An 18,849-nucleotide genomic window follows, 5' to 3' on the forward strand; every position below is an offset into this window, starting at 1 on the left:
GGTCAGCCCGCCACGCGGGCGCCGTCCCGGATGGGCTTCCACCAGTCGGGGTTGTCGCGGTACCAGCCGACGACGTCGGCGAGCCCGCGTTCGAACTCGACGAGCGGGGCATGCCCCAACTCATCGCGGATCTTGGAGTCGTCGAGGGAGTAGCGGCGGTCGTGCCCGGGACGGTCGGCGACCGGACGGACCGCCGACCGGTCCGCGCCGCACAGTTCGAGCAGCCGGTTGGTGAGGGCGAGGTTGGTGCGCTCGTCCCCGCCGCCGATGTTGTAGACCTCACCGGCGCGGCCGTGCCGCAGGACCAGGTTCAGCGCCCGGCAGTGGTCGTCGACGTGCAGCCATTCGCGGACGTTGAGACCGTCCCCATACAGCGGGACCTGCTCGCCCTCCAGCAGATTGGTCACGAAGCGGGGGATGAGCTTCTCCGGATGCTGGCGTGGACCGTAGTTGTTACAGCACCGCGTGATGGACAGGTCGAGGCCGTGGGTCCGCCAGTAGGCGCGGGCCAGAAGGTCTCCCGCCGCCTTGGACGCCGAATAGGGGCTGTTCGGCAGCAGCGGGGCGTCCTCGGTCCACGAACCCTTGTCGATGGAGCCGTACACCTCGTCGGTCGAGACCTGGACGAAACGCTCGACGCCGCTCTCCAGCACCGCGTCCAGCAGGACCTGGGTGCCGACGACGTTCGTCGAGAGGAACACCGCGGACCCGTCGATCGAGCGGTCGACATGCGTCTCGGCGGCGAAGTTGATGACCGCGTCGTGGCCGGGGAGCAGCTCGCGCAGCGTCCGGTAGTCGCGGATGTCGGCCTGGACGAACTCCATGCGCGGATGGTCCGCCGGCAGGTTGTTCCGATCTCCGGCGTAGGTCAGCAGGTCGAGAGCGGTGACCCGGACGTCCCGGCCGTCGGGGAGCGTGCCGTCCAGCAGGGCCCGGGTGAACGCGGAGCCGATGAAGCCGGCGGCCCCGGTGACCAGCAACCTCATCCGGCGGCCTCGTCGCCCGGGCGGGACGGCGCCGTACTCGCGGCCGTACTCGCGGCCGTACTCGCGGTCGCGCTCGCGCGCGGGCCGGCGCGGCGCACTCCGGAGAAACGGGCGTCGAAGGCGCGGACGTTCGACGGGCGCGGGCGGGACCAGAACGGCACGGCGCGCGAAACCGGAGGCGGCATGGACGGCGGCTCGTCGATCATCAGTGGTCCTTTCCGGACGGGCTGATCCCGACTGTGCCGCCGCGGTCTTAAGGGCCGCTAACCCACCTCTTGGATGATCAGTGGGAGTCGACTCGCGTTTTCGATCGCCCACCGACTTTCGGCTGGTGAAGACGTGCCGGGAAGGAAGTGCACTTACCCGCCTATGTGATACTGACCTGGTGTGTTCGGGTGCCGCAGCCTGGAGGCCATGCGAAATGAACGATGAGATGATCCGGTTGCTCCTGGTGGACGACGACCCCATGGTCTGCGCTCACCTCCGGGCGATTTTCAACTCCGCCAGTGACATCGAGGTGGTTGATCAGAGCCATGACGGCGCGGCGGCGGTGGAATCGGTGGTGCGGCACGCTCCCGACGTGGTCCTGATGGACTTGCGGATGCCCGGAGTCGACGGGTTGACCGCCATCGAGCGCATCAGAACCCTGCGCCGATCACCCGTGGTCGTGGCACTGACGACGTTCGACGCGGACGGACATGTCATTCGCGCCCTGCGCGCCGGCGCGGCGGGCTTCCTGCTGAAGTCGACGCCTCCGGAAGATCTCATCAACCTGGTGCGGGTCGCCGCGGACGGCCACACCGTGCTCTCCCCGGCCGCCACCCAACATCTGCTGGTCGCCGAGGAGGAGGCGAACCGGCAGGAGGCGCGCAGGAACCGGTCGGACCTGGTGGAGAAGCTGACCGATCGGGAGACCGAGGTACTGGCCTGTCTCGGCGAGGGGATGTCCAACGCCCAGATCGCGCGGCGGCTGTACCTCACCGAGACGACGGTCAAGGGCTATGTCTCGCGAATGCTGGACAAGCTCGAGTTCGAGAACCGCACCCAGGCCGGTCTGCTCGCGTACGAGATGGGCCTCGTCCCTCGCTGAGCCGCCGCCCGCCCGTGGGGCGGCCCGGTGCCGCCCCTCGCGTCTTTGGAACGTCCCACCCTTGTTCGGAGACCTGGTTGCGGTCGTGTCGCCGTCCGAACCTAGCGTGTCCGAGCTATTGCGCAGAGTCACACCGGGTGGAGCTTATTATTGCATGACGATCCTAGCGGGATCAACCCATCTTAAGTGGGCATTGCGGTCGTACTTCCTGGCTGGTACGAAAGTTGGGTGACGTTTAACGTACGGCCCGTCTCCTAGGAGAGGGATCGAATGCTATTACGGGGGATAGGACTGAGTGCCGCATGAGTCGTGAATTCATCTCATAATATCGATTAGATAGTGACGGCCGACGGCCCTCGGTCGTCGGGTCGATGTGATAATGCGGCGGCCCGCGCTCAGCCCGGCGTGGGAATCGATCGCAGCCTTCCATGGTCGGCTGGGCGCGAGCATGCTCTCAGCCGGGCTTTCACCGACTTAGCGGTCAACACTTCTTTGTCGCCGAACATGTCCAGGGTCTGGACGTTGGATTCATGAACCGGCGGGCGCCGGTCATGGGGTCCACTTTCGCGATCGAGTACGTGTGCAGCCTAGCGTCATGCGATTCTCAGGGGAGATTTGTGAAGCTGGTAGAGCGCGCCGGGGAGATGGATGTTCTCCGGAACCTATTAGACGCCTGCGCGCAAGGCCGGGGCGGTATCGCGATGATCGACGGCCCGCCGATGATCGGGAAGTCCGCGCTACTGCACGCGTTCGCCGACACCGCGGCGGCACGGGACGCCGTGTTCCTTCAGGCCACCTGTTCCCAGGCGGAGCAGGAACTGCCGCTCGGCGTGATGGCGCAACTGCTGGAGAACGTCAGCCTTCCCGCGGGGGACGGCGAGCGCACCGCCCGGCTGCTGGAGTCAGCGGCGCTCATCGTGCCGCACCACGAGCGCCGCGCCGGATTGGCGGGCGGTGTCACCGCGCACGTGCTGCGCGGTCTCGGCAACGTGCTGCTCGACCTCGCCGAACGGGGCCCGGTCGTGATCGGGGTGGACGACGTCCAGTACGCCGACGCGCAGTCGATGGAGTGCCTGCTCTATCTCGTCCGCCGCGTCCGGTCCACCCGCATCGTGATCGTCCTGACCGGCTATGCCTCCCGGCGGCAGGAGAGCCTGCGCTTCCGCGGCGAACTCCTTCGCCAGCCGTGGTGCTGCCACCTGCGGCTCGGGGTGCTGTCGCTCGGCGGCGTGACGACCATGCTCACCGATGCCGTCGGAGCACGATACGCCGAGGAGCTGGCACCCGGCTGCTATGCGATGACCGGTGGGAATCCGGCCCTGGTACGGGCGTTCGCCGAGGCCCTCCGGGAGTCGGAACCGGGCCGGGCGCCGGGCCCGATCTCCGCGCACAGCCTGAGCCACGCCGCGGCGGCCCTGATGTTCCGGTGCGAACCGATGATCTACGAGGTGGCCGGCGCCGCCGCGGTCCTCGGCGAGCACGCACGGGTCGACCTGCTCGGCAAGCTCCTGGACGCGCCCTCCGAAGCGATCACTCATGCGCTCGACATCCTGGACTCGGCCGGGCTGGTGAACTCGGTCAGGTTCCGGCACGACACCGTCCGGGCGGCGGTGCTGACGAACATCCCGTCGGGAGCGCGCGCCACCCTGCACCGTCGCGCCGCCCAGGTCCTCTACGACGACGGTGCGGTCGCGACCGTCGTGGCGGAGCAACTGCTCGCCGGCGGGACCGACGGCATCCCGTGGATGGTCCCGGTGCTGCGGACGGCGGCCGAACTCGCCCTCGCCGACGACGACCTTACCCTGGCCACGTCCTGCCTCCAGGCCGCCCGCAAGGCCTGCACCGACGAGCGGGAACTCCTGGAGACCGAGACCCTGCTGGTCAAGGTGGTCTGGCGCGTCAGCCCCTCCGCCGGAGTCCGGTACCTTCCCCGCCTCACCGAGGCCGCCCGGAAGGGACAGCTCAAGCACCTGGACGCGGTCGCGCTGATCGAATACCTCCTCTGGTTCGGGTCCTTCCAGGAGGCAGTCGAGATTCTGGAGGTCATCGAGAAGAACGCGGCGAGCACCGTCGAGGGTGCCGCCAAAATGGAACGTGATATAGCACTCATTCGCTTCCGTCTCAGCTGTTTCTGCCCTGACTACGCTCCTCGTCCGCCCGAGCCGGCCGTCGCACCCCCGAACCACCCGATCAGGCTGAGCGAACTCCTGACGGAGACCCGCGAGGGCGACCTCCACCTTGCCGTGGAGCGCATCCTGCAACGCAACCGCCTGGACGACGGCACCCTGATCCCGATCGTCGGGGCCGTGACGGCACTGCTGCTGGCCGACCGGGTGGACGCCGCCGCGCACTGGTGCGACGTCCAACTCGCCGAGGCCACCGCCCGACGGGCCCCGATGTGGCGCGCCATGTTCGAGTCCATCCGGGCGAGGATCGACGTCCGCCGCGGCCGACTCGCCGCCGCGGAGCGGTCCGCGCACGCCGCGCTCAGCCTGATGCCGCCGGAGAACTGGGGCGTGATGATCCTGATGCCGATCGCCACCATGGTCCTGGTCGCCACCGCGCGGGGCAAACTCGAGGACGCGGCGGGGTACCTGAGCACACCCGTCCCCGAGCCGGCGTTCGACACCGTCGGATGGCTGCACTACCTCCAGGCCCGCGGCCGGTACTACCTCGCGATCGGCTCCCCGGACGCGGCCCTCGACGACTTCCGCAACTGCGGGGAACTCGTGCGCAAGTGGGACCGCGACCCGCCCGCGCTGCTGCCATGGCGCATCGACGCGGCCCGCGCCTACCTTGCACTGGGCGCGAACCGCCGCGCCGAGGACCTCCTACGCGCCCAACTGGAACTACTCGGCCCCGAACCCACCGTGGCCCGCGGCGTCGCCCTCCGCGTCCTCGCGACCAACGCCGAACCCAGGCGCCGAGCGGAGACCCTCCGCGAGGCCGTGGACGTCCTCCAGGCCGCGGGCGACCGTTTCGAACTCGCCCTCGCGACCGCCGAACTCGGCCGCAGCCACCATGCGCTCGGCGAGGTCGAACAGGCCCGCACCCTCATCGCCACCGCGCACCGACTCGCCGAGGAGGCCGGCGTCGAACTGTCCAGCGACGTCCTGTCACCGAAGCAGGGCGGAACACCACCGGACGCGACCCCCGAAGAGGAGGAGACCGAGCCCGGCCCCCTCACCCTGCTGAGCGACGCCGAACTTCGCGTTGCCAGCCTCGCCGCCCAGGGACACACCAACCGCGAGATAGCGAGCAGGCTCTACATCACGGTCAGCACCGTGGAACAGCACCTGACGCAGGTCTACCGCAAGCTCAGAGTGACCCGCCGAAAGGACCTCCCACTGGAACTGGACCCAAGCGTCGCCAAGGTGACGTCCCGCAGCAAACGCCGCACAAACCGGCTCCCCCTTTCCCGCCACCACCCGGCATCGATCAAACGATGAGGGTCAAGTGCCGGTCCCGTGGCGTGCGTCCGCCTTGATCCCGAGGAGTTCGTGCAGGTGAACGCCGTCGCTGGCCCAGCGGACGAGAGCGGCCTTGCCGATCAGGTGGATTCCGGCCTTGGCGGAGAAGGCCACAGCGTCACGGGTGAACCCGCTGGTGGTGACGACGAGCATCAGCCGGGCCTGGTAGATGTGCCAGGCGGCGCCCGCGACCTTCTGGACGTCCTCGGACTTCACCTTGTTGTTCGGGCCATAGTGCTTGACCTGGACGATCCAGCGCTCACCGAGCACGGCGTCGTCACCGACGACATCGCCGGAGAAGTCCCCGGCCTTGCCGGTGTGCTCCGCGGCTATCCCGTCGCGGCGCATCAGATGCACGACCGCGATTTCGAAGTCACGCCAGTGCATGTCTCGCATCTCGTCGAACGTCAGGCTGTAGGACGTGACCCTCTCCCGACGCTCCAACTCTGCGGCCCACAGCGACCGCCAGTAACGATCGGCCCCGAACGCGACCCCCGCAAGAACGGGCAACGACAGATACCAGTAGGCGATCGACAACCGCCACAAGAACGCCAGGACCCACATCAGGACGACCAGCAAAAGACCCCATGCGGCCCACCCACCGAAACTTTGCGGTCTCCTGGGCCACTCCAACCAGCCCGGCACCCACCAAGGCCGTAAGCCCCCGAACTCGTCCACGGACCGGTCGCCGCCCATGCGCTACTCCCGTCCTCTCGCCCATGCCGCCGGAACCCTTCCAGGATGGAAACACGCCGGACCGACAGGATTCACCGCAGACCCAGGACGGTAAGAAACCCCTCAACCAAAAGCCACCCCCACCTCCCCCAGAGGCCACCCAAGCTCCCCGCTCCACCCCGATCAGTCGCGGGCCGCCCGTTGCTACCCGGCGCCCGTGGGCAACCGGTTCGGCGCGAGACCATTCACCTCGGCCTCGGCGAAGCAACGGAGCACCAGCCGATGCGTTCATAGAACGCGCGATTCTCTCCAGAACCAGCCCAGCGGTCCAGCCACCTCGACTCTGTGCAGAGCGTCAGGGACGCGGGGGTCACCTTGGCGAGGCGCCTCGTTGGTGAGCGGACGCGCCCGGCGGGCGGTGGACCACCCACTACGAAGCCGTGATGGCGCTGCGTTACGCCGGCAGAACGCTCGGCAGGCTACGCCGACGGGCCGTGCTCCGAGTGCGCTTTTGGTCAAGTTGTGGTGCGCCGACAGTCAATGACACAAGGCGTTTTCGTCGATCATCCTGGACCTGGTTCGAGGCTCCGCCTGGACAAATGGGCCGCCAGGTCGGTGACGGTGAGCTGCACGTAGGCGGAGCGGATGCCGTCGGGGGCTGTACTCATGAATCCTCTTGGACACCGAGCGAGGGACGTGGGCCCGGTCAGGGCCGTGGTCGAGGAGAAGAAGCCGATGCCTTGTACGCCTCCTCTGCCTGGTTGCGGAGCGCTGTACGACGATGGTCGTGCCAACGACTCACGGTAAGTAGGGGCCTTCGTCCCACTGCGCATCTCTTTTAATCCCCCACGACTTTGCCGACCACAACCCTGCGCTGCTGACAAGAGGCTGCTCACCCGCTTCCACCGGCGGACGACGCTGGCGAGCCCGGTTCCCGTGGACGGCCGACCGCTAAGGGCTGCGCCTGCGCAGAGAGTGGGGCGACCGAGCATGGTGGCGTTCCGGGACCGCGGCCAGGCCGAGCCGAAGATGTGGGCAGGACCTGGTCGTCCCACGCCGGCGCGATGCCGGACGGATTCGGTACGAACGTGACGTGGACTGTCATGTTGAGTGAAATGTCGAAAATGTTCTCATAGAGGTGAGCCGTCTCCGGGAGTTACTCAATTGGCCGCTGTCGCGCTCTCACGGGCGGTTGGCGTTCGGGCCGACCTTCATCTGTGAAGACCTGCACTGTTGTGATTAGGTCACATCGTGGCCAGGGTGGTGTCGACCCGCTTTTCCTTGTTCGCCGCAGTGCGGAGCCATTCGATCCTGGCCTGCCCCAGTCGCAGCAAGCGGGGCGGCGCCTTCGTCCGCGCTACCTGCAAGACTTTTCCCACACTGGGGTGGCAACCCGTGCCGTTGGAGTTCGACGTCCTAGTGGTTACACGCCGCGTTGGCGGCGAGCGCCGTGCGTGAGAACCGCGGCAAAACTGAGGCGGTGAACACGACCCGTAGGCGACCAGTATGGACTCGTGACGTATCCAGCGTCGATCCTCAACTGGAATTCGTCCTTGGTGGCTCACGCCGGGCGTAGTGGTGTGCCGGGGATCTCATTTATGGATGACGCGGGACGGTCAAAGATGTTTAGCCAGCTCAGACGAGGTTAGCGCCGTCGTTGCCGACGATTTTCGCGAAGTGCCTCTTGCGGCTTCATTGAGCGGAGCCTAGCCTTTGGGATCGATGCTTATCGCCCCACCCCGCGCATGTAACCGTTTCTTTCATGCCTGTCAAGGACCAGAGTGGAGTCCGCTTGGGGATGCAGGAAGTTTCCATCGAGAGCTCGATCAGCTGGGACGGCGAGGCCGCGGTCACCATTGACCAACGGGCGCTCCCGGATGAGTGTTTGACACTCCGCCTTCGGAACGTCGACGAGGTCATCGAGGCGATCAGAACGCTTGCCGTCCGCGGTGCCCCGACCATTGGTGTCGCCGGGGCGTTCGGCGTGGCGCTGGCCACTCGCGCGGGTGGCGCCGAGGAACAAGTGCGAGATGAGGCGGCCCGGATCACCGCCGCTCGGCCCACTGCAAGGAATCTGCGGTGGGCCGTGGAACGGGCCGTGGCGCGGTTACCGGAAGGGCCGGATGCCGTCCTCAACGAGGCGTTGACGATCCTGGCGGAGGACGGAGCGGCCAATCGTTCGGCCGCCGGTCGCGCCGCCGATCTGGTCGGCGGACTCATCCCCGGACGGTCGCTGCGCCTTCTCACCCACTGCAACACCGGTCGGCTCGCGACCACGTCCACCGGCACGGCTCTCGGCGCGATTCTGGAGCTTGCGAAAATGGGCCGGGTAGCAGAGGTGCTGGTGGACGAGACGCGCCCGCTGCTGCAGGGAGCACGGCTGACCGCCTGGGAACTGGGTAATGCGGGTGTCCCCTACCGGCTGTGTGTCGACTCCGCTGCGGCCGCCGCGATCTCGCGCGGCATGGTGGACTGCGTGCTCGTCGGCGCCGACTGGATCGCGGCCAACGGGGATGTCGCCAACAAGATCGGTACCTACGGGTTGGCGGTCGCCTGCGCACGGTCGGGGGTGCCGTTCATCGTCGTCGCCCCTGAGTCGACCTTGGACGGCGCCACACCCGACGGCGGCGGCATCGAGATCGAGGAGCGCGACGCGGACGAGGTGGCCCGCCTCGCACGGACCCGGGTCGCGCCGGTCGGCGCGAAGGTCTTCAACCCGGCCTTCGATGTCACCCCCGCCGACCTCGTGACCGCGATCGTGACCGACGAGCGGATCATCCACCCGCAGGGCGGTAGCCTCGGCGAGCGGCTGGCTCGGTGCGTCCGGACGGTGCCTGGCTTCCCCGAGCCGGGCGTCCTGTTCCGGGATCTGTCCGCGTTCTACGCCGACCCTCGTCTGGTGAACGCGGTCGCGGCGGAATTGGCGGCGCGGTTCCGCGGTGGGTTCGACCTCGTCGCAGGGATCGAGGCTCGCGGGTTCCTGCTTGGCATCGCAGTCGCACAGGTGGCGGGTACGCCGTTCGTCGCCATCCGGAAGCCGGGGAAGCTGCCGGGCGAGCTTCATGCCATGACGTACGGCCTGGAGTACGGAGAGGACGTCCTCGAAATCCAGCGGTCCGCCGTGCCGCCGGGTGACCGGGTCCTGATAGTGGACGATGTTCTCGCGACGGGCGGCACGATGGCCTGCGCGGCGGACCTCGTGGCCCGTTGTGGCGGGCGTTCTACGGGCTGCGCCGTGGCACTGGAGCTCGACGGCCTCGGCGGGCGGAACCGGCTTGCCCCGCATGCGGTCCACGCCGTCCTCACTCTGGGGGAAGACGAATGACCGGCGTCGTCGACGTCACCGGGGCCGGGGCCGAACTGGCCGAGATGTCCGCACGGTTCTACGCGCGGGGCTGGATGGTCGGTACGGCGGGGAACCTCTCCATCCGGCCGCCGGGTGCCGCGTACCTGGTGATCACTGGAAGCGGGCTGAGCAAGGGAGAACTGCAGGCCGGTGACATGGCCGCCGTCGAGGTGGCCACGGGATGTGCCGTGCTCGAAGGAGGGGCACGGCCGTCGGCTGAGACCGCGATCCATGCCGCGCTATATCGCCTGTTCGCCGATTGTGGCGCCGTGGTGCACGCTCATCCGCCATACGCCACGGCGGTCGCCACGCTGGCGGCGGACGCGGCCGCCGTGGAGTTCACCGATTTCGAGTTCATCAAGGGCCTTGGCGTCGCCGATCCCACGCACGTCGCCGTGCCGGTGTTCCCCAACTGGCCGCAGGTCGCGCGTATAGCCGAGGACCTAGTGGACCGCCTGGCCAGCGGAAGTCCGATGTCTGTGACCCCCGCATTTCTCATCGCCCACCACGGCGCCACGACGTGGGGGCCGGACCTGGCGACCGCTCGCAACCGCATGGAGTCTCTGGAGGCGCTCTGCCACCTCCAGTTGATCGCTTCGGAAGGAGGCACGAGATGACCTTGCTGCAGACCATGCCGGACGACGACCCAGGTCGGGTCCTGCTCCGCACGAGTGACCCGGACCTGATCGGAAGGGAGTTGGCCGCCCTCGGCATCGGCTGGGAACGGTGGTCCGCGAATGACCCACTGCCCGCAGAGATCGGGGAGCAGGCCATCCTGGATGCCCACGCCAAGGACATCGACCGGCTTTGCGCCGATGGCGGCTACCGGTTGGTCGATATCGTCCGGATGGTTCCGAGCGACGAGCCTGGCTGCGAAGAGAAAGTTCGGGCGGCACGCGGAAAGTTCCTCGAAGAGCACACTCATACGGAGGACGAAGTCAGGTTCTTCGTTGAGGGGCGGGGCTGCTTCTACCTGCACCTCGGTGAAAGGGTGCACGCGGTGGTGTGCGAGGCGGGTGATCTGCTTTCTGTGCCCGCCGGGACGCGGCACTGGTTCGACATGGGCACCCGTCCCTTATTCTGCGCGATCCGCTTCTTCCAGAAGGAGGACGGCTGGATCGGCGACTTCGTCGAGGACGGCGTGGCCGCCGGTTTTCCTTCGCTGGACGAGCTGACTTCCGCACATCCATGAAGACAGCACATCAGAGCGACGTGCCTGGGAAAGCCGCGGGCAGCTCGTCCCCGATCGGGGCGGTGGTGACCGACATCGAAGGCACAACGAGTTCCATCCTGCACGTGCACAGGGTGCTGTTCCCATACTCCCGGGACCGGGTCGCCGACTGGTTGTGGACGGCCGGTCCAGAGCACATGCCGCTGATCGATGACGTCCGGAAGTTGGCGGGCCTGCCTCGGGCCAGTCTGGACAAGGTGGCCGAGATCCTGCGCAACTGGATCGACGCGGACCGCAAGGCGTCGCCTTTAAAAGAGATCCAAGGCCTGATCTGGGCTGACGGGTACCAGTCCGGCGAAATCTCCTCGCACGTGTACGCGGACGTGCCGCGCGCGTTGCGCCGCTGGCGCGCCTCCGGCTTGACGGTGGGCTCCTACTCGTCCGGGTCCATTCTCGCCCAGCAGCTCTGGTTCCGGCACACACCCGTGGGCGACCTGCTCCCTTACTTCGACCGCTTCTTCGACATCCCGGCGGTCGGGCCCAAACACGAGCGCGACTCCTACCAGAAGATCACCGCGGCGATCGGCCTGCCCGGCGAGGCGGTGCTGTTCATGTCCGATGTCCGCGCAGAGCTTGACGCGGCCGCGGCCGCGGGGCTGCGGACGGTCGGGGTGCATCGTGTGCCGGGTGACCGGCCCGGCCTCGGCGACCATCCAGTGATCGACACCTTCGACCGACTCAAGGAGTCCTCATGGGCACACCTCTTCCCGGAGCACGGGCTGCCGAAATCGGGGTGATCGGGGGCAGCGGCTTCTACTCCCTGCTGGACGACGCCGTCCAACGCGAGGTCACCACCCCCTACGGCGATCCGTCGGCTCCGCTCGCGATCGGGGAGGTGTCGGGCCGGCGGGTCGCCTTCCTCCCCCGGCACGGGGCCGACCACCGCTATCCACCGCACCGCATCAACTATCAGGCCAACTTATGGGCGTTGCGCGCGGTCGGCGTCCGGCAGATCTTCGCGCCTTGCGCGGTCGGCGGGCTCGATGCCGACCTGAAGCCCGGCACGATAGTGCTGCCCGACCAGCTCGTGGACCGGACCAGCGGCCGGATCCAGACCTATTTCGCGAGCGGTGCGGTGCACGTTCCCTTCGCCGATCCCTACTGCGAGGCCGGCCGCGGGTGTGTGATGGACGCGGCGAACGCGGCCGGTGAACACGTGGTGGACACCGGGACCATGGTCGTCGTCGAGGGACCGCGCTTCTCGACCCGCGCCGAGTCGCGATGGTACGCCGCGCAGGGGTGGTCGCTGATCAACATGACCGGCCATCCGGAGGCGGTCCTCGCCCGGGAACTCGCTCTGTGCTACACGCCGCTCGCACTGGTAACCGACCTGGACGCCGGGATCGACGAGGGGAGCGCCGTCCGTCAGGCCGAGGTCTTCCGCACCTTCGCGGAGAACATCGAGCGGCTGCGGCGGCTCGTCCTGGCTGCGGTCCCGGCGCTGCCGATGACGCGGGTCTGCGCGTGCACCAAGGCGCACGAAGGGATCGACCTGCCCATCGTCCTCGACGACTGAGCACGGAAGGCGGTCGGCGGCGCGGGCGCCGAGCGGCCCGCGCCGCCGACCGCCTCAGACGGCCACGGTGGCAGCTCGGACCCGTAACGTCCTGCGGACGTCGTCGGCGCCCTCCAGCAGCAGCCGCCTCAGGCTGTCCGGCGTGTCGGCCGCGTCCGCCCGCTCCTGGGTCAGCTTCAGCACCCACTCGGACGCGAACAACGCCGGGTAGCAGCCCTTGACGAACTGGCGCGCGACGCCCGGGCTCCGCCCGGCCCAGATCCCCTCGATCTCGTCGAAGTACCGCGTGGCGTACGGCTCGAGCAGGTCGCGCTGCGGGCCGCCGCGCGTCGCGGCGCCGGTGAAGCCCGCGATCAATGTGCGCAGCGCCGTCCCGGCCAGGGCGCCGCCGGCGATGGCGGCCCAGGCCGCGGCTTTCGCCTCGGCCGTCGGCAGGGCCGCGCGGCAGGCCGCAGCCGCCTGCTCGCCCGACTCGGTCGGGTCGGCGGCGAGTTCCGCCGCGATCTCAGGCTCATCAGCGGCTCCGCAGCCGGCCAGCGCCGCCAGCAGGGTCCAGCGCAGGTCGGCGCCGACGGTGAGGCCTGGCAGCTTCTCCTCTTGGTCGAGCAACGAGCGCAGGAATGCCAGTTCGTCGCCCGCCGCGACCACCTCGGCCAACGCCTTGACATAAGCGAGCTGGTGGTCGCCGCCCGGCTCGGCCTGGGTCGCGAGGTCCCGGAGTGCGGTGCCGAGCTCGGCGCGGATGCCTGCGCGCCGCTCGTCGCTGACGTACCTGTGGACGACGAAGGCGGCCTGCCGCAGCAAACTCTCGGTGACGCCGATGTCGGTGAGCGTGGGAAGTTCGGTGATGATGTGCCGGACGTACTCGTGCGCGGGCAGCTCACCGTCGCGGGTGAGGTCCCAGAGCGCGGCCCGGCAGAGGGCGCGCGGTAGCGCGGACGGCAAGCGCCCGATACCACCGTCCAGCAGCGTCCGCACCGAGTGTGCGTCCAGGCGCACCTTCGCGTAGGTCAGGTCATCGTCGTTAAGTAGGAGAAGGTCGGGACGGGCAGCACCGACCAGTGCCTCGACCGAGGTGCGCTCGCCGGTGACATCCGTCTCGATCCTCCTGCGCCGTACCAGGCGGTCCCCCTGGCGCTCGTACAGCCCGATCGCCAGGGGATGGGAACGGAGGACGTCGCCCTCCTGGAGCACCATGATGTCCGTGAAGCAGCCGTCCTCGTCGGTCTTGAATTCGATCCGGAGCGTGTTGACCCCGGCGGTCTCCAGCCACTCCTTCGACCACTGAGACAAGTCGCGGCCGGACGCCTCCTCCAGCACCCCTAGGAAGTCCCGGAGTTCGGTGTTCTTCCAAGCGAACCGAGTGAAGTAGTTACGGACCCCGGCTAAGAAGCAGTCGTGCCCAACCCAGGCGCCGAGCAGCTTGAGCACCGCCGCGCCTTTGGAGTAGGTGATGCCATCGAAGTTGACGTCCGCGGAGTGGACGTCGGGTATCGCGGCGGCGATCGGATGAGTCGTCGGGCGCTGGTCCTGGTCGTAGGCCCAGCCCTTGTCGGCGTCGACGAACGTCGCCCAGACATCCTCGCCCCAGCGGGTCGCGGCCGCCTGGGCGGTCGTGCCGAGGTAGGTCGCGAACGACTCGTTGAGCCACAGCCCGTCCCACCACTTCATGGTGACCAGGTCGCCGAACCACATGTGTGACATCTCGTGCAACATCACCGAGGCGCGTGCCTCCCGCTCGGCGTCGGTCACCTGGGAGCGGAAAAGAAAGTTTTCATAATAGGTCACGCAGGCCGGGTTCTCCATAGCGCCGACCTTGAGGCCGGGCACGAAGAGTTGGTCGTACTTCTTGAACGGGTAGGGAAAACAGAACTCGCGCTGCAGGAAGTCGAGGCCCTGGACGGTCACCTCGAACAACTCGTCCGCCTCGGCGTCTAAGTGCGGGCTCAGCGACTTGCGGCAGTACAGGCCAAGGGGGATCCCGTCATGCTCCCTGCGGAGCATATAGAAGGGTCCCGCGACGATCGTCATCAGGTACGTAGGGAGCGGCTCGTGCGGAGGAAAGTGCCAGCGCCCGCCCGTGCCGAACCCGTCCGCCGACGTATTGGAGACCACCTGCCAGTGCTCCGGGGCCAGGACGGTCAGGTCGAACGTCGCTTTGAGGTCGGGCTGGTCGAAGCAAGCGAACACTCGCTGAGCGTCGGCCGTCTGTAATTGAGTATGCAGGTAGGCCTCGCCGTCCATGGGATCGACCATTCGGTGAAGTCCTTCACCGGATGCAGAATATGCGCAGTCCGCCACGACGCGCAGTTCGTTGAACTCGGTGAGCCCCGCCAGCGTGAGGCGCCCACGCTCAATGTCGTAGGCGGACGACCCGAGCGGCGTCCCGTTCAGGGTGACCTCGTGGACATGCTCCGCCACAAGATCGGCGAAGGTCTCCTTGCTCGGCTCGGAGCACCGGAACCGCATCACGGTTTCGCTTCCGAACCGGTCCTCGCCGCGTGTGAGGTCGATCTCGACAGTGTAGGACTCCACTTCCAGCATCCGAGACCGTGCGATCGCCTCGTCCCGCGTGAGATTCGCCGTCATACCGTTGTTCGCTCCTGTTCGCTTGTTGGTGCATGCCGTGCTATTGGAAGCGCCCCCAGTGCTCTTGAGCGTGCTTACGGGGCTGGATGGGACCGCTGCGCCCGGCCGGCCGCCGTGAGCGCCGCCACGGCGCGCTCGCGCGACCAGCCGAAGGCGCGGCGCAGGTCGATCGGCCGGGCGGTGACCATCGTGTCGACGAACTGGGCGGCAGCGCGGATGTCGCGCGCGGCGCGATCGCCCGCGGACGGCACATCGAACGCCCGAGCGGTGAGGTCGATGACGCAACTCGCCCAGCCCCCGCCGCCCGCCTCGACTCCGCGGTTGGTGATCAGCAGCCGGCGGCCCAACGCGGCGACGGCCCTGTCGATCGTCTTCGCCGACTCGCCGAGCGATCTGCGGAGCACCCGGGTCGAGGTGGGCCCCTCGTGCAGCAGGTGGGCGGCCACCTTCACACCCATCGGGTCGAAATCACGCGCGGTAAGGCAGTCCTCGGGATGGCCTGCGTACTCGTACAGGTCGGCCAGCAGGCCGGGGGAGATCAGTGTCTGTTTGCCGACCAGGTATCTCCCCAGCCACGCCTCGCCGCGGACCGGCAACTCGTCCTTCCATTCCCACATCGCCTCCAGGTCCGCTCCCCAGCCGGCGGGCAGCCGCGGAAGTGTGTCGTTCCGGGAAGCCTCTCGCAGCGACGGGTACCGCGCCTGGTTCCCGCCGAACAGCAGGCAGAAGCCGAGGTCATCGACGAACTCGCGTGCCTCGGCGATATCGCGCAGCGGCGGCTGGTCGCACCACCACCGTTCGCGGCGGGCTTGCTCCAGGTCGTCCAAGGTATGCTCCGTGTCGATCTTCTCGTCGGCCGTTCTCACGGTGGTTCTCCGCGGACGCTTCCCACGGCGGCCCTCCCGATCCGTCGCAGTGCGAGGCCGAGTCCGAATCAGGCGGGCTGCGGGTCGGACCGGGCTGAGCGCCGCCACCGTCCGGTCTCTCGGAGCGTTCCCAAGGGTGTGGCGGCCCCCCGATGGATGACGCTCGTGCGGTGTTCACAGGGCCCGAGCGTCTCCAGGAGAGTCTCCAGAATCAACTCTGGGCGGCAGCGGGTTCCGCAGGTGAATGCGTCCACGAAGATCGCCTGCTGCTCCGGGTAGGTGTGCACGGACACATGCGATTCGGACAGAACGAGCACGGCCGTCATCCCGACCGGCTGGAACTCCTCCAACTGAAGGCCGCACAGCGTCGCACCCGACGCGTCGACGCCGCGCCGCAGCGCGTCCAGAATGACCCCGTTCTCCGCGATGAGCAGGGGGTCGACATTGGTGATATCGCTAAGGACATGAGTTCCTGTGAACCCGAAGATCGATTGGTCGACGATCTGGTCAGCCATTGGCAGGGACCTCCCGGGAGCCCTCGAAAGCGTCGGTCTTGGAGCGCGGGGAGGTTCGGCGGAGCAAGAGCGGGACGCACAGGAAGATGGTCAAGCTCATTGCCGTGAAGTAGAGCGTGGTTCCGCCGCCGAGCAGGAACCCGCCCGCGAACGGACCGATGAAGAAGCCGAGCTGGCGGATCTCCGACAGCCCGAAGTAGGCACCCCGGTTGCGGCTGTCGACCATCTCATGGACTGCCATGTCGGGCATCGGAAGCAGGATGCCCTCGCCGATCGTCCAGAACACGATTCCGAGGTACAGCATCGCGAGCCCGGCAGAACTGGACCAAAAGCACAGGAACGAGACCGCGAACATCACGGCGCCGAGCAACACCATCGCGTTGCGGCTCAGTTTGCCGGAGAGCCTGTCGATGGGGATTTGCAGTGCCAGTGCGAGGATGGCGTTGGCGATGAACAAGACTGCGAACAGGCCCTCGGTCCTGTCCCCATACCGGCTCCGCATGTAGAGCGGGATCATGGACTCCAGCTGGGAGAACACGAAGAAGATGACCACGCCGGCAATGATCACAGCGAGCAGGCGCCGGTCCCGCAGAGTTGCGGTGAGGACGCCGGCCGTCGCGCTTTCCGCCTCCTTTCCGGCGGGCGGATCGAGCGCGACGAGAGTGTGGTTGCGCACGAGGAACAGGATCAGGTACAGCGCGTAGAACAGCGCCGGGACGGCGAAGAAGGCGACCTGGCTGACATGGTAGATCGCGCCACCGATCGCCGGTCCGACGATCGCGGCGAGGCACAGGGTCATGTAACGGACACGGAAGACGCGCCCGTCCTCGTCGGCGATGTGCGACAGCAGCTTCTTGGAGCCTGGCTCCACTGTGAGGCGGGCGACGCCGAGTAGCAGGATGAGAATGACGATGGCGGCCGGGCTCCGCAGCGTGGCGAGCAGGCCGTAGACGAGGACGTAGAAGGCGAGGCCCGCGCGCATCAGCCGCAGCGCGCCGAAGCGGTCGACGATCAGTCCGCCGATCAGCCCACCGAAGGCCGAGGTGAGCGCGACACCGCCGACGACGGCGCCGACGAGCGGTTTGCTGAGCCCGGTGTGCTCGTCCACGTACAGAGCCGCGAATGGCATCGCCGCGAAGTATGCGATCGAGTTGAGCAGCGCTCCCGCTTCGAGTAATCGCTGCGGGCCACTGAGCCGCCACAGCGGGATCCGTTCGCCCGCTTCCGCGCTCATCGGCCGTCCTCTGCGCCGGCGAGGGCGTCACTCGACGCGTGACCGTCGTGGTCGTCCAGTGGGGTGATGTCGAAGCGGAGCATGTCGCGGACGGACTTGAGCCGCGCGTCCAGCGTGCCTTCGTCGGGAGCCCGCACGAGGACCATGGCCATTCGGTCCATTGAGGATCGCAGCGGGGCGATGGTGCCCCCGGGTTCGACGTCCACCTCGACGTCCACAACGCCTTCGAGCCTGGTCACCGTGTCGGCGCCGTGAATCGCGGTCACCGTACCGGCGGGCAGTTCGGGAAACCAGGCGCAGGCCACGGCGGTGTCAGCCCCGGCCAGGGCCGGCCGACGGCCAAGGACGACGTCGAGGACGGCATCGTAGAGGTCGATGCCGCTCGCCGCCTCGACGACGTCGAGGATGCGATCGCCTGGGGTGCGGACGGCGACCTCCATGATGCGGGGACCGCCCGTTCCCGACCGTAACTCCAGATGCATGATCCCGCTGCCCATGCCGAGTGCGTGGACGACTCCCGCGAGTACCCGATCGATCTCGGCCCTCTGACCCGCGCTGACCACGGCGGGGTAGCTGTGGCCGAGTTCCACGCAGTAGGGCGGTGACGTGGTGGTCTTCGCAGTGAGTCCAGCGAATACCACCTCGCCGGCATGAATCACCGCTTCGACGCTGTGTTCGGGCCCGGCGACGTAGCGTTCGACAAGGAAGGGTGTGAGACCTGCATGTTCCTCCCACCAGGCGACCATCTCAACTTCGTTGAAAACGATGCGTACCCCGGCACTTCCCATCTCTGATAGTGGCTTGACGACCACCGGGTAATGGCCGCACGCCCAGGATACCGCTTCTTTTGCAGTTTGTGTCAGAGCGTAGTCAGGCTGTGGCAAACCGTGACGGGAGAATAGGTCGCGTTGCAGATACTTGTTACGCGATGTCAGTGCCGCCCTAAGGCCTGTGCCCGGGAGGTCGAGTTCGTCGGTGATCCGGGCCGCAGTGGTCACGTGCTGCTCGGAGAAAGGGAGAACCGCGTCAACGGATCCGTCGGCGAGGGCCTGGGCTGCGGCCTTCTGCCATGCTTCCTCGCCGTTCCCGATTAGGGCATATGTCCGATCTTGGGCAATTAATGCGTCTTCTGCCCACTTTAGTCCTTGTGGTGTATCCAGGATCGCGACCTCCATGCCACGGTCATGGGCACGACGCAGATATGGCCGCCCCATCCAGCCGCATCCAACCATCAACAAGCGACTCAAGTGCACCTCCTTAGAACGTGGCGACAGCGCTGAATCTTGCCCGGACCGAGGCATATTTTCAAGATCTTGACAGAGCGCAACCTC

Annotated in this window: 15 protein-coding genes; 7 read left to right on the forward strand and 8 right to left on the reverse strand. The window is 67.5% G+C overall.

The genetic code is table 11. The features are described from left to right. Nucleotides 1–2 precede the first annotated feature (2 nt). Together rfbB and BZB76_RS31870 are read right to left on the reverse strand one after the other, a co-directional pair. A complete protein-coding gene (gene rfbB, locus BZB76_RS31865; RefSeq protein WP_121438138.1) occupies nt 3–986 on the reverse strand; it encodes a dTDP-glucose 4,6-dehydratase in 984 nt (327 codons plus the stop codon). Next, the gene (locus tag BZB76_RS31870; RefSeq protein WP_121438139.1) at nt 983–1,192 is read right to left on the reverse strand and encodes a hypothetical protein; all 210 of its coding nucleotides are present in this window, start codon (nt 1,190–1,192) and stop codon (nt 983–985) included. The genes rfbB and BZB76_RS31870 overlap by 4 nt, the downstream gene beginning before the upstream one ends. 215 nt (nt 1,193–1,407) lie before the next feature. Between BZB76_RS31870 and BZB76_RS31875 the strand changes: the two genes are divergently transcribed. Next, nucleotides 1,408–2,076: a response regulator gene (locus tag BZB76_RS31875; protein WP_246007341.1), complete on the forward strand. Its 669-nt coding sequence runs from the start codon at nt 1,408–1,410 to the stop codon at nt 2,074–2,076. Nucleotides 2,077–2,627: 551 nt separating this feature from the next. Then, nucleotides 2,628–5,525 (forward strand): helix-turn-helix transcriptional regulator, encoded by a 2,898-nt coding sequence (locus BZB76_RS31880; RefSeq protein ID WP_281273940.1) that lies wholly within the window; start codon nt 2,628–2,630, stop codon nt 5,523–5,525. 3 nt (nt 5,526–5,528) lie between these two features. Here BZB76_RS31880 and BZB76_RS31885 read toward each other — a convergent pair whose 3' ends face one another. Further along, nucleotides 5,529–6,125, reverse strand: a complete 597-nt coding sequence (locus BZB76_RS31885) for a restriction endonuclease (protein WP_170180856.1) — start codon at nt 6,123–6,125, stop codon at nt 5,529–5,531. 1,894 nt (nt 6,126–8,019) lie between these two features. Between BZB76_RS31885 and mtnA the strand changes: the two genes are divergently transcribed. Genes mtnA through BZB76_RS31910 form a run of 5 tightly spaced genes read left to right on the forward strand, consistent with a single transcriptional unit; the run spans nt 8,020 to nt 12,314 of the window. Continuing rightward, nucleotides 8,020–9,546 (forward strand): S-methyl-5-thioribose-1-phosphate isomerase, encoded by a 1,527-nt coding sequence (gene mtnA, locus BZB76_RS36215; RefSeq protein WP_246007342.1) that lies wholly within the window; start codon nt 8,020–8,022, stop codon nt 9,544–9,546. Continuing rightward, nucleotides 9,543–10,184 (forward strand): methylthioribulose 1-phosphate dehydratase, encoded by a 642-nt coding sequence (gene mtnB, locus BZB76_RS31895; RefSeq protein ID WP_121438142.1) that lies wholly within the window; start codon nt 9,543–9,545, stop codon nt 10,182–10,184. The genes mtnA and mtnB overlap by 4 nt, the downstream gene beginning before the upstream one ends. Continuing rightward, complete coding sequence (locus tag BZB76_RS31900; protein ID WP_121438143.1) at nt 10,181–10,759, forward strand: 1,2-dihydroxy-3-keto-5-methylthiopentene dioxygenase; 579 nt, start codon at nt 10,181–10,183, stop codon at nt 10,757–10,759. Before mtnB ends, BZB76_RS31900 begins: the two co-directional genes overlap by 4 nt. Nucleotides 10,760–10,779: 20 nt before the next feature. Further along, nucleotides 10,780–11,535, forward strand: coding sequence for an acireductone synthase (gene mtnC / locus BZB76_RS31905; RefSeq protein ID WP_211343299.1), 756 nt, complete (start codon nt 10,780–10,782; stop codon nt 11,533–11,535). Next, nucleotides 11,490–12,314: an S-methyl-5'-thioadenosine phosphorylase gene (locus tag BZB76_RS31910; protein WP_121438145.1), complete on the forward strand. Its 825-nt coding sequence runs from the start codon at nt 11,490–11,492 to the stop codon at nt 12,312–12,314. Before mtnC ends, BZB76_RS31910 begins: the two co-directional genes overlap by 46 nt. 54 nt (nt 12,315–12,368) lie before the next feature. Here the strand turns inward: BZB76_RS31910 and pepN are convergent, their stop codons facing one another. The 5 genes from pepN to BZB76_RS31935 all read right to left on the reverse strand — a co-directional run bounded on the left by pepN (nt 12,369) and on the right by BZB76_RS31935 (nt 18,693). Next, nucleotides 12,369–14,903, reverse strand: a complete 2,535-nt coding sequence (pepN, locus tag BZB76_RS31915; RefSeq protein ID WP_121438146.1) for an aminopeptidase N — start codon at nt 14,901–14,903, stop codon at nt 12,369–12,371. Between the two features lie 74 nt (nt 14,904–14,977). Then, nucleotides 14,978–15,769, reverse strand: coding sequence for an AlkZ-related protein (locus BZB76_RS31920; protein ID WP_246007343.1), 792 nt, complete (start codon nt 15,767–15,769; stop codon nt 14,978–14,980). A 68-nt stretch (nt 15,770–15,837) separates the two neighbouring features. After that, entirely contained in the window at nt 15,838–16,284 is a 447-nt protein-coding gene (gene speD / locus BZB76_RS31925) for an adenosylmethionine decarboxylase (protein ID WP_121438147.1), read from the reverse strand. Then, nucleotides 16,277–17,518 carry an MFS transporter gene (locus tag BZB76_RS31930; RefSeq protein ID WP_121438148.1) on the reverse strand — a complete coding sequence of 414 codons (1,242 nt, stop codon included), beginning with the start codon at nt 17,516–17,518 and terminating at the stop codon, nt 16,277–16,279. The genes speD and BZB76_RS31930 overlap by 8 nt, the downstream gene beginning before the upstream one ends. Further along, nucleotides 17,515–18,693 (reverse strand): ATP-grasp domain-containing protein, encoded by a 1,179-nt coding sequence (locus BZB76_RS31935; protein ID WP_170180857.1) that lies wholly within the window; start codon nt 18,691–18,693, stop codon nt 17,515–17,517. Before BZB76_RS31935 ends, BZB76_RS31930 begins: the two co-directional genes overlap by 4 nt. Nucleotides 18,694–18,849: the final 156 nt, after the last annotated feature.

This window comes from Actinomadura pelletieri DSM 43383 (genome assembly GCF_003634705.1).
Lineage (GTDB): Bacteria > Actinomycetota > Actinomycetes > Streptosporangiales > Streptosporangiaceae > Spirillospora > Spirillospora pelletieri.

What these genes read in the sequence shown, in the direction of transcription:
- BZB76_RS31875 (WP_246007341.1), top strand. Translation starts at nt 1,408, where the DNA reads ATGAACGATGAGATGATCCGGTTGCTCCTGGTGGACGACGACCCCATG.
- pepN (WP_121438146.1), bottom strand. Translation starts at nt 14,903, where the DNA reads ATGACGGCGAATCTCACGCGGGACGAGGCGATCGCACGGTCTCGGATG.
- BZB76_RS31880 (WP_281273940.1), top strand. Translation starts at nt 2,628, where the DNA reads ATGGGGTCCACTTTCGCGATCGAGTACGTGTGCAGCCTAGCGTCATGC.
- mtnA (WP_246007342.1), top strand. Translation starts at nt 8,020, where the DNA reads ATGCAGGAAGTTTCCATCGAGAGCTCGATCAGCTGGGACGGCGAGGCC.
- BZB76_RS31935 (WP_170180857.1), bottom strand. Translation starts at nt 18,693, where the DNA reads ATGGAGGTCGCGATCCTGGATACACCACAAGGACTAAAGTGGGCAGAA.
- BZB76_RS31910 (WP_121438145.1), top strand. Translation starts at nt 11,490, where the DNA reads ATGGGCACACCTCTTCCCGGAGCACGGGCTGCCGAAATCGGGGTGATC.
- speD (WP_121438147.1), bottom strand. Translation starts at nt 16,284, where the DNA reads ATGGCTGACCAGATCGTCGACCAATCGATCTTCGGGTTCACAGGAACT.
- rfbB (WP_121438138.1), bottom strand. Translation starts at nt 986, where the DNA reads ATGAGGTTGCTGGTCACCGGGGCCGCCGGCTTCATCGGCTCCGCGTTC.
- mtnB (WP_121438142.1), top strand. Translation starts at nt 9,543, where the DNA reads ATGACCGGCGTCGTCGACGTCACCGGGGCCGGGGCCGAACTGGCCGAG.
- BZB76_RS31930 (WP_121438148.1), bottom strand. Translation starts at nt 17,518, where the DNA reads ATGAGCGCGGAAGCGGGCGAACGGATCCCGCTGTGGCGGCTCAGTGGC.
- BZB76_RS31870 (WP_121438139.1), bottom strand. Translation starts at nt 1,192, where the DNA reads ATGATCGACGAGCCGCCGTCCATGCCGCCTCCGGTTTCGCGCGCCGTG.
- BZB76_RS31900 (WP_121438143.1), top strand. Translation starts at nt 10,181, where the DNA reads ATGACCTTGCTGCAGACCATGCCGGACGACGACCCAGGTCGGGTCCTG.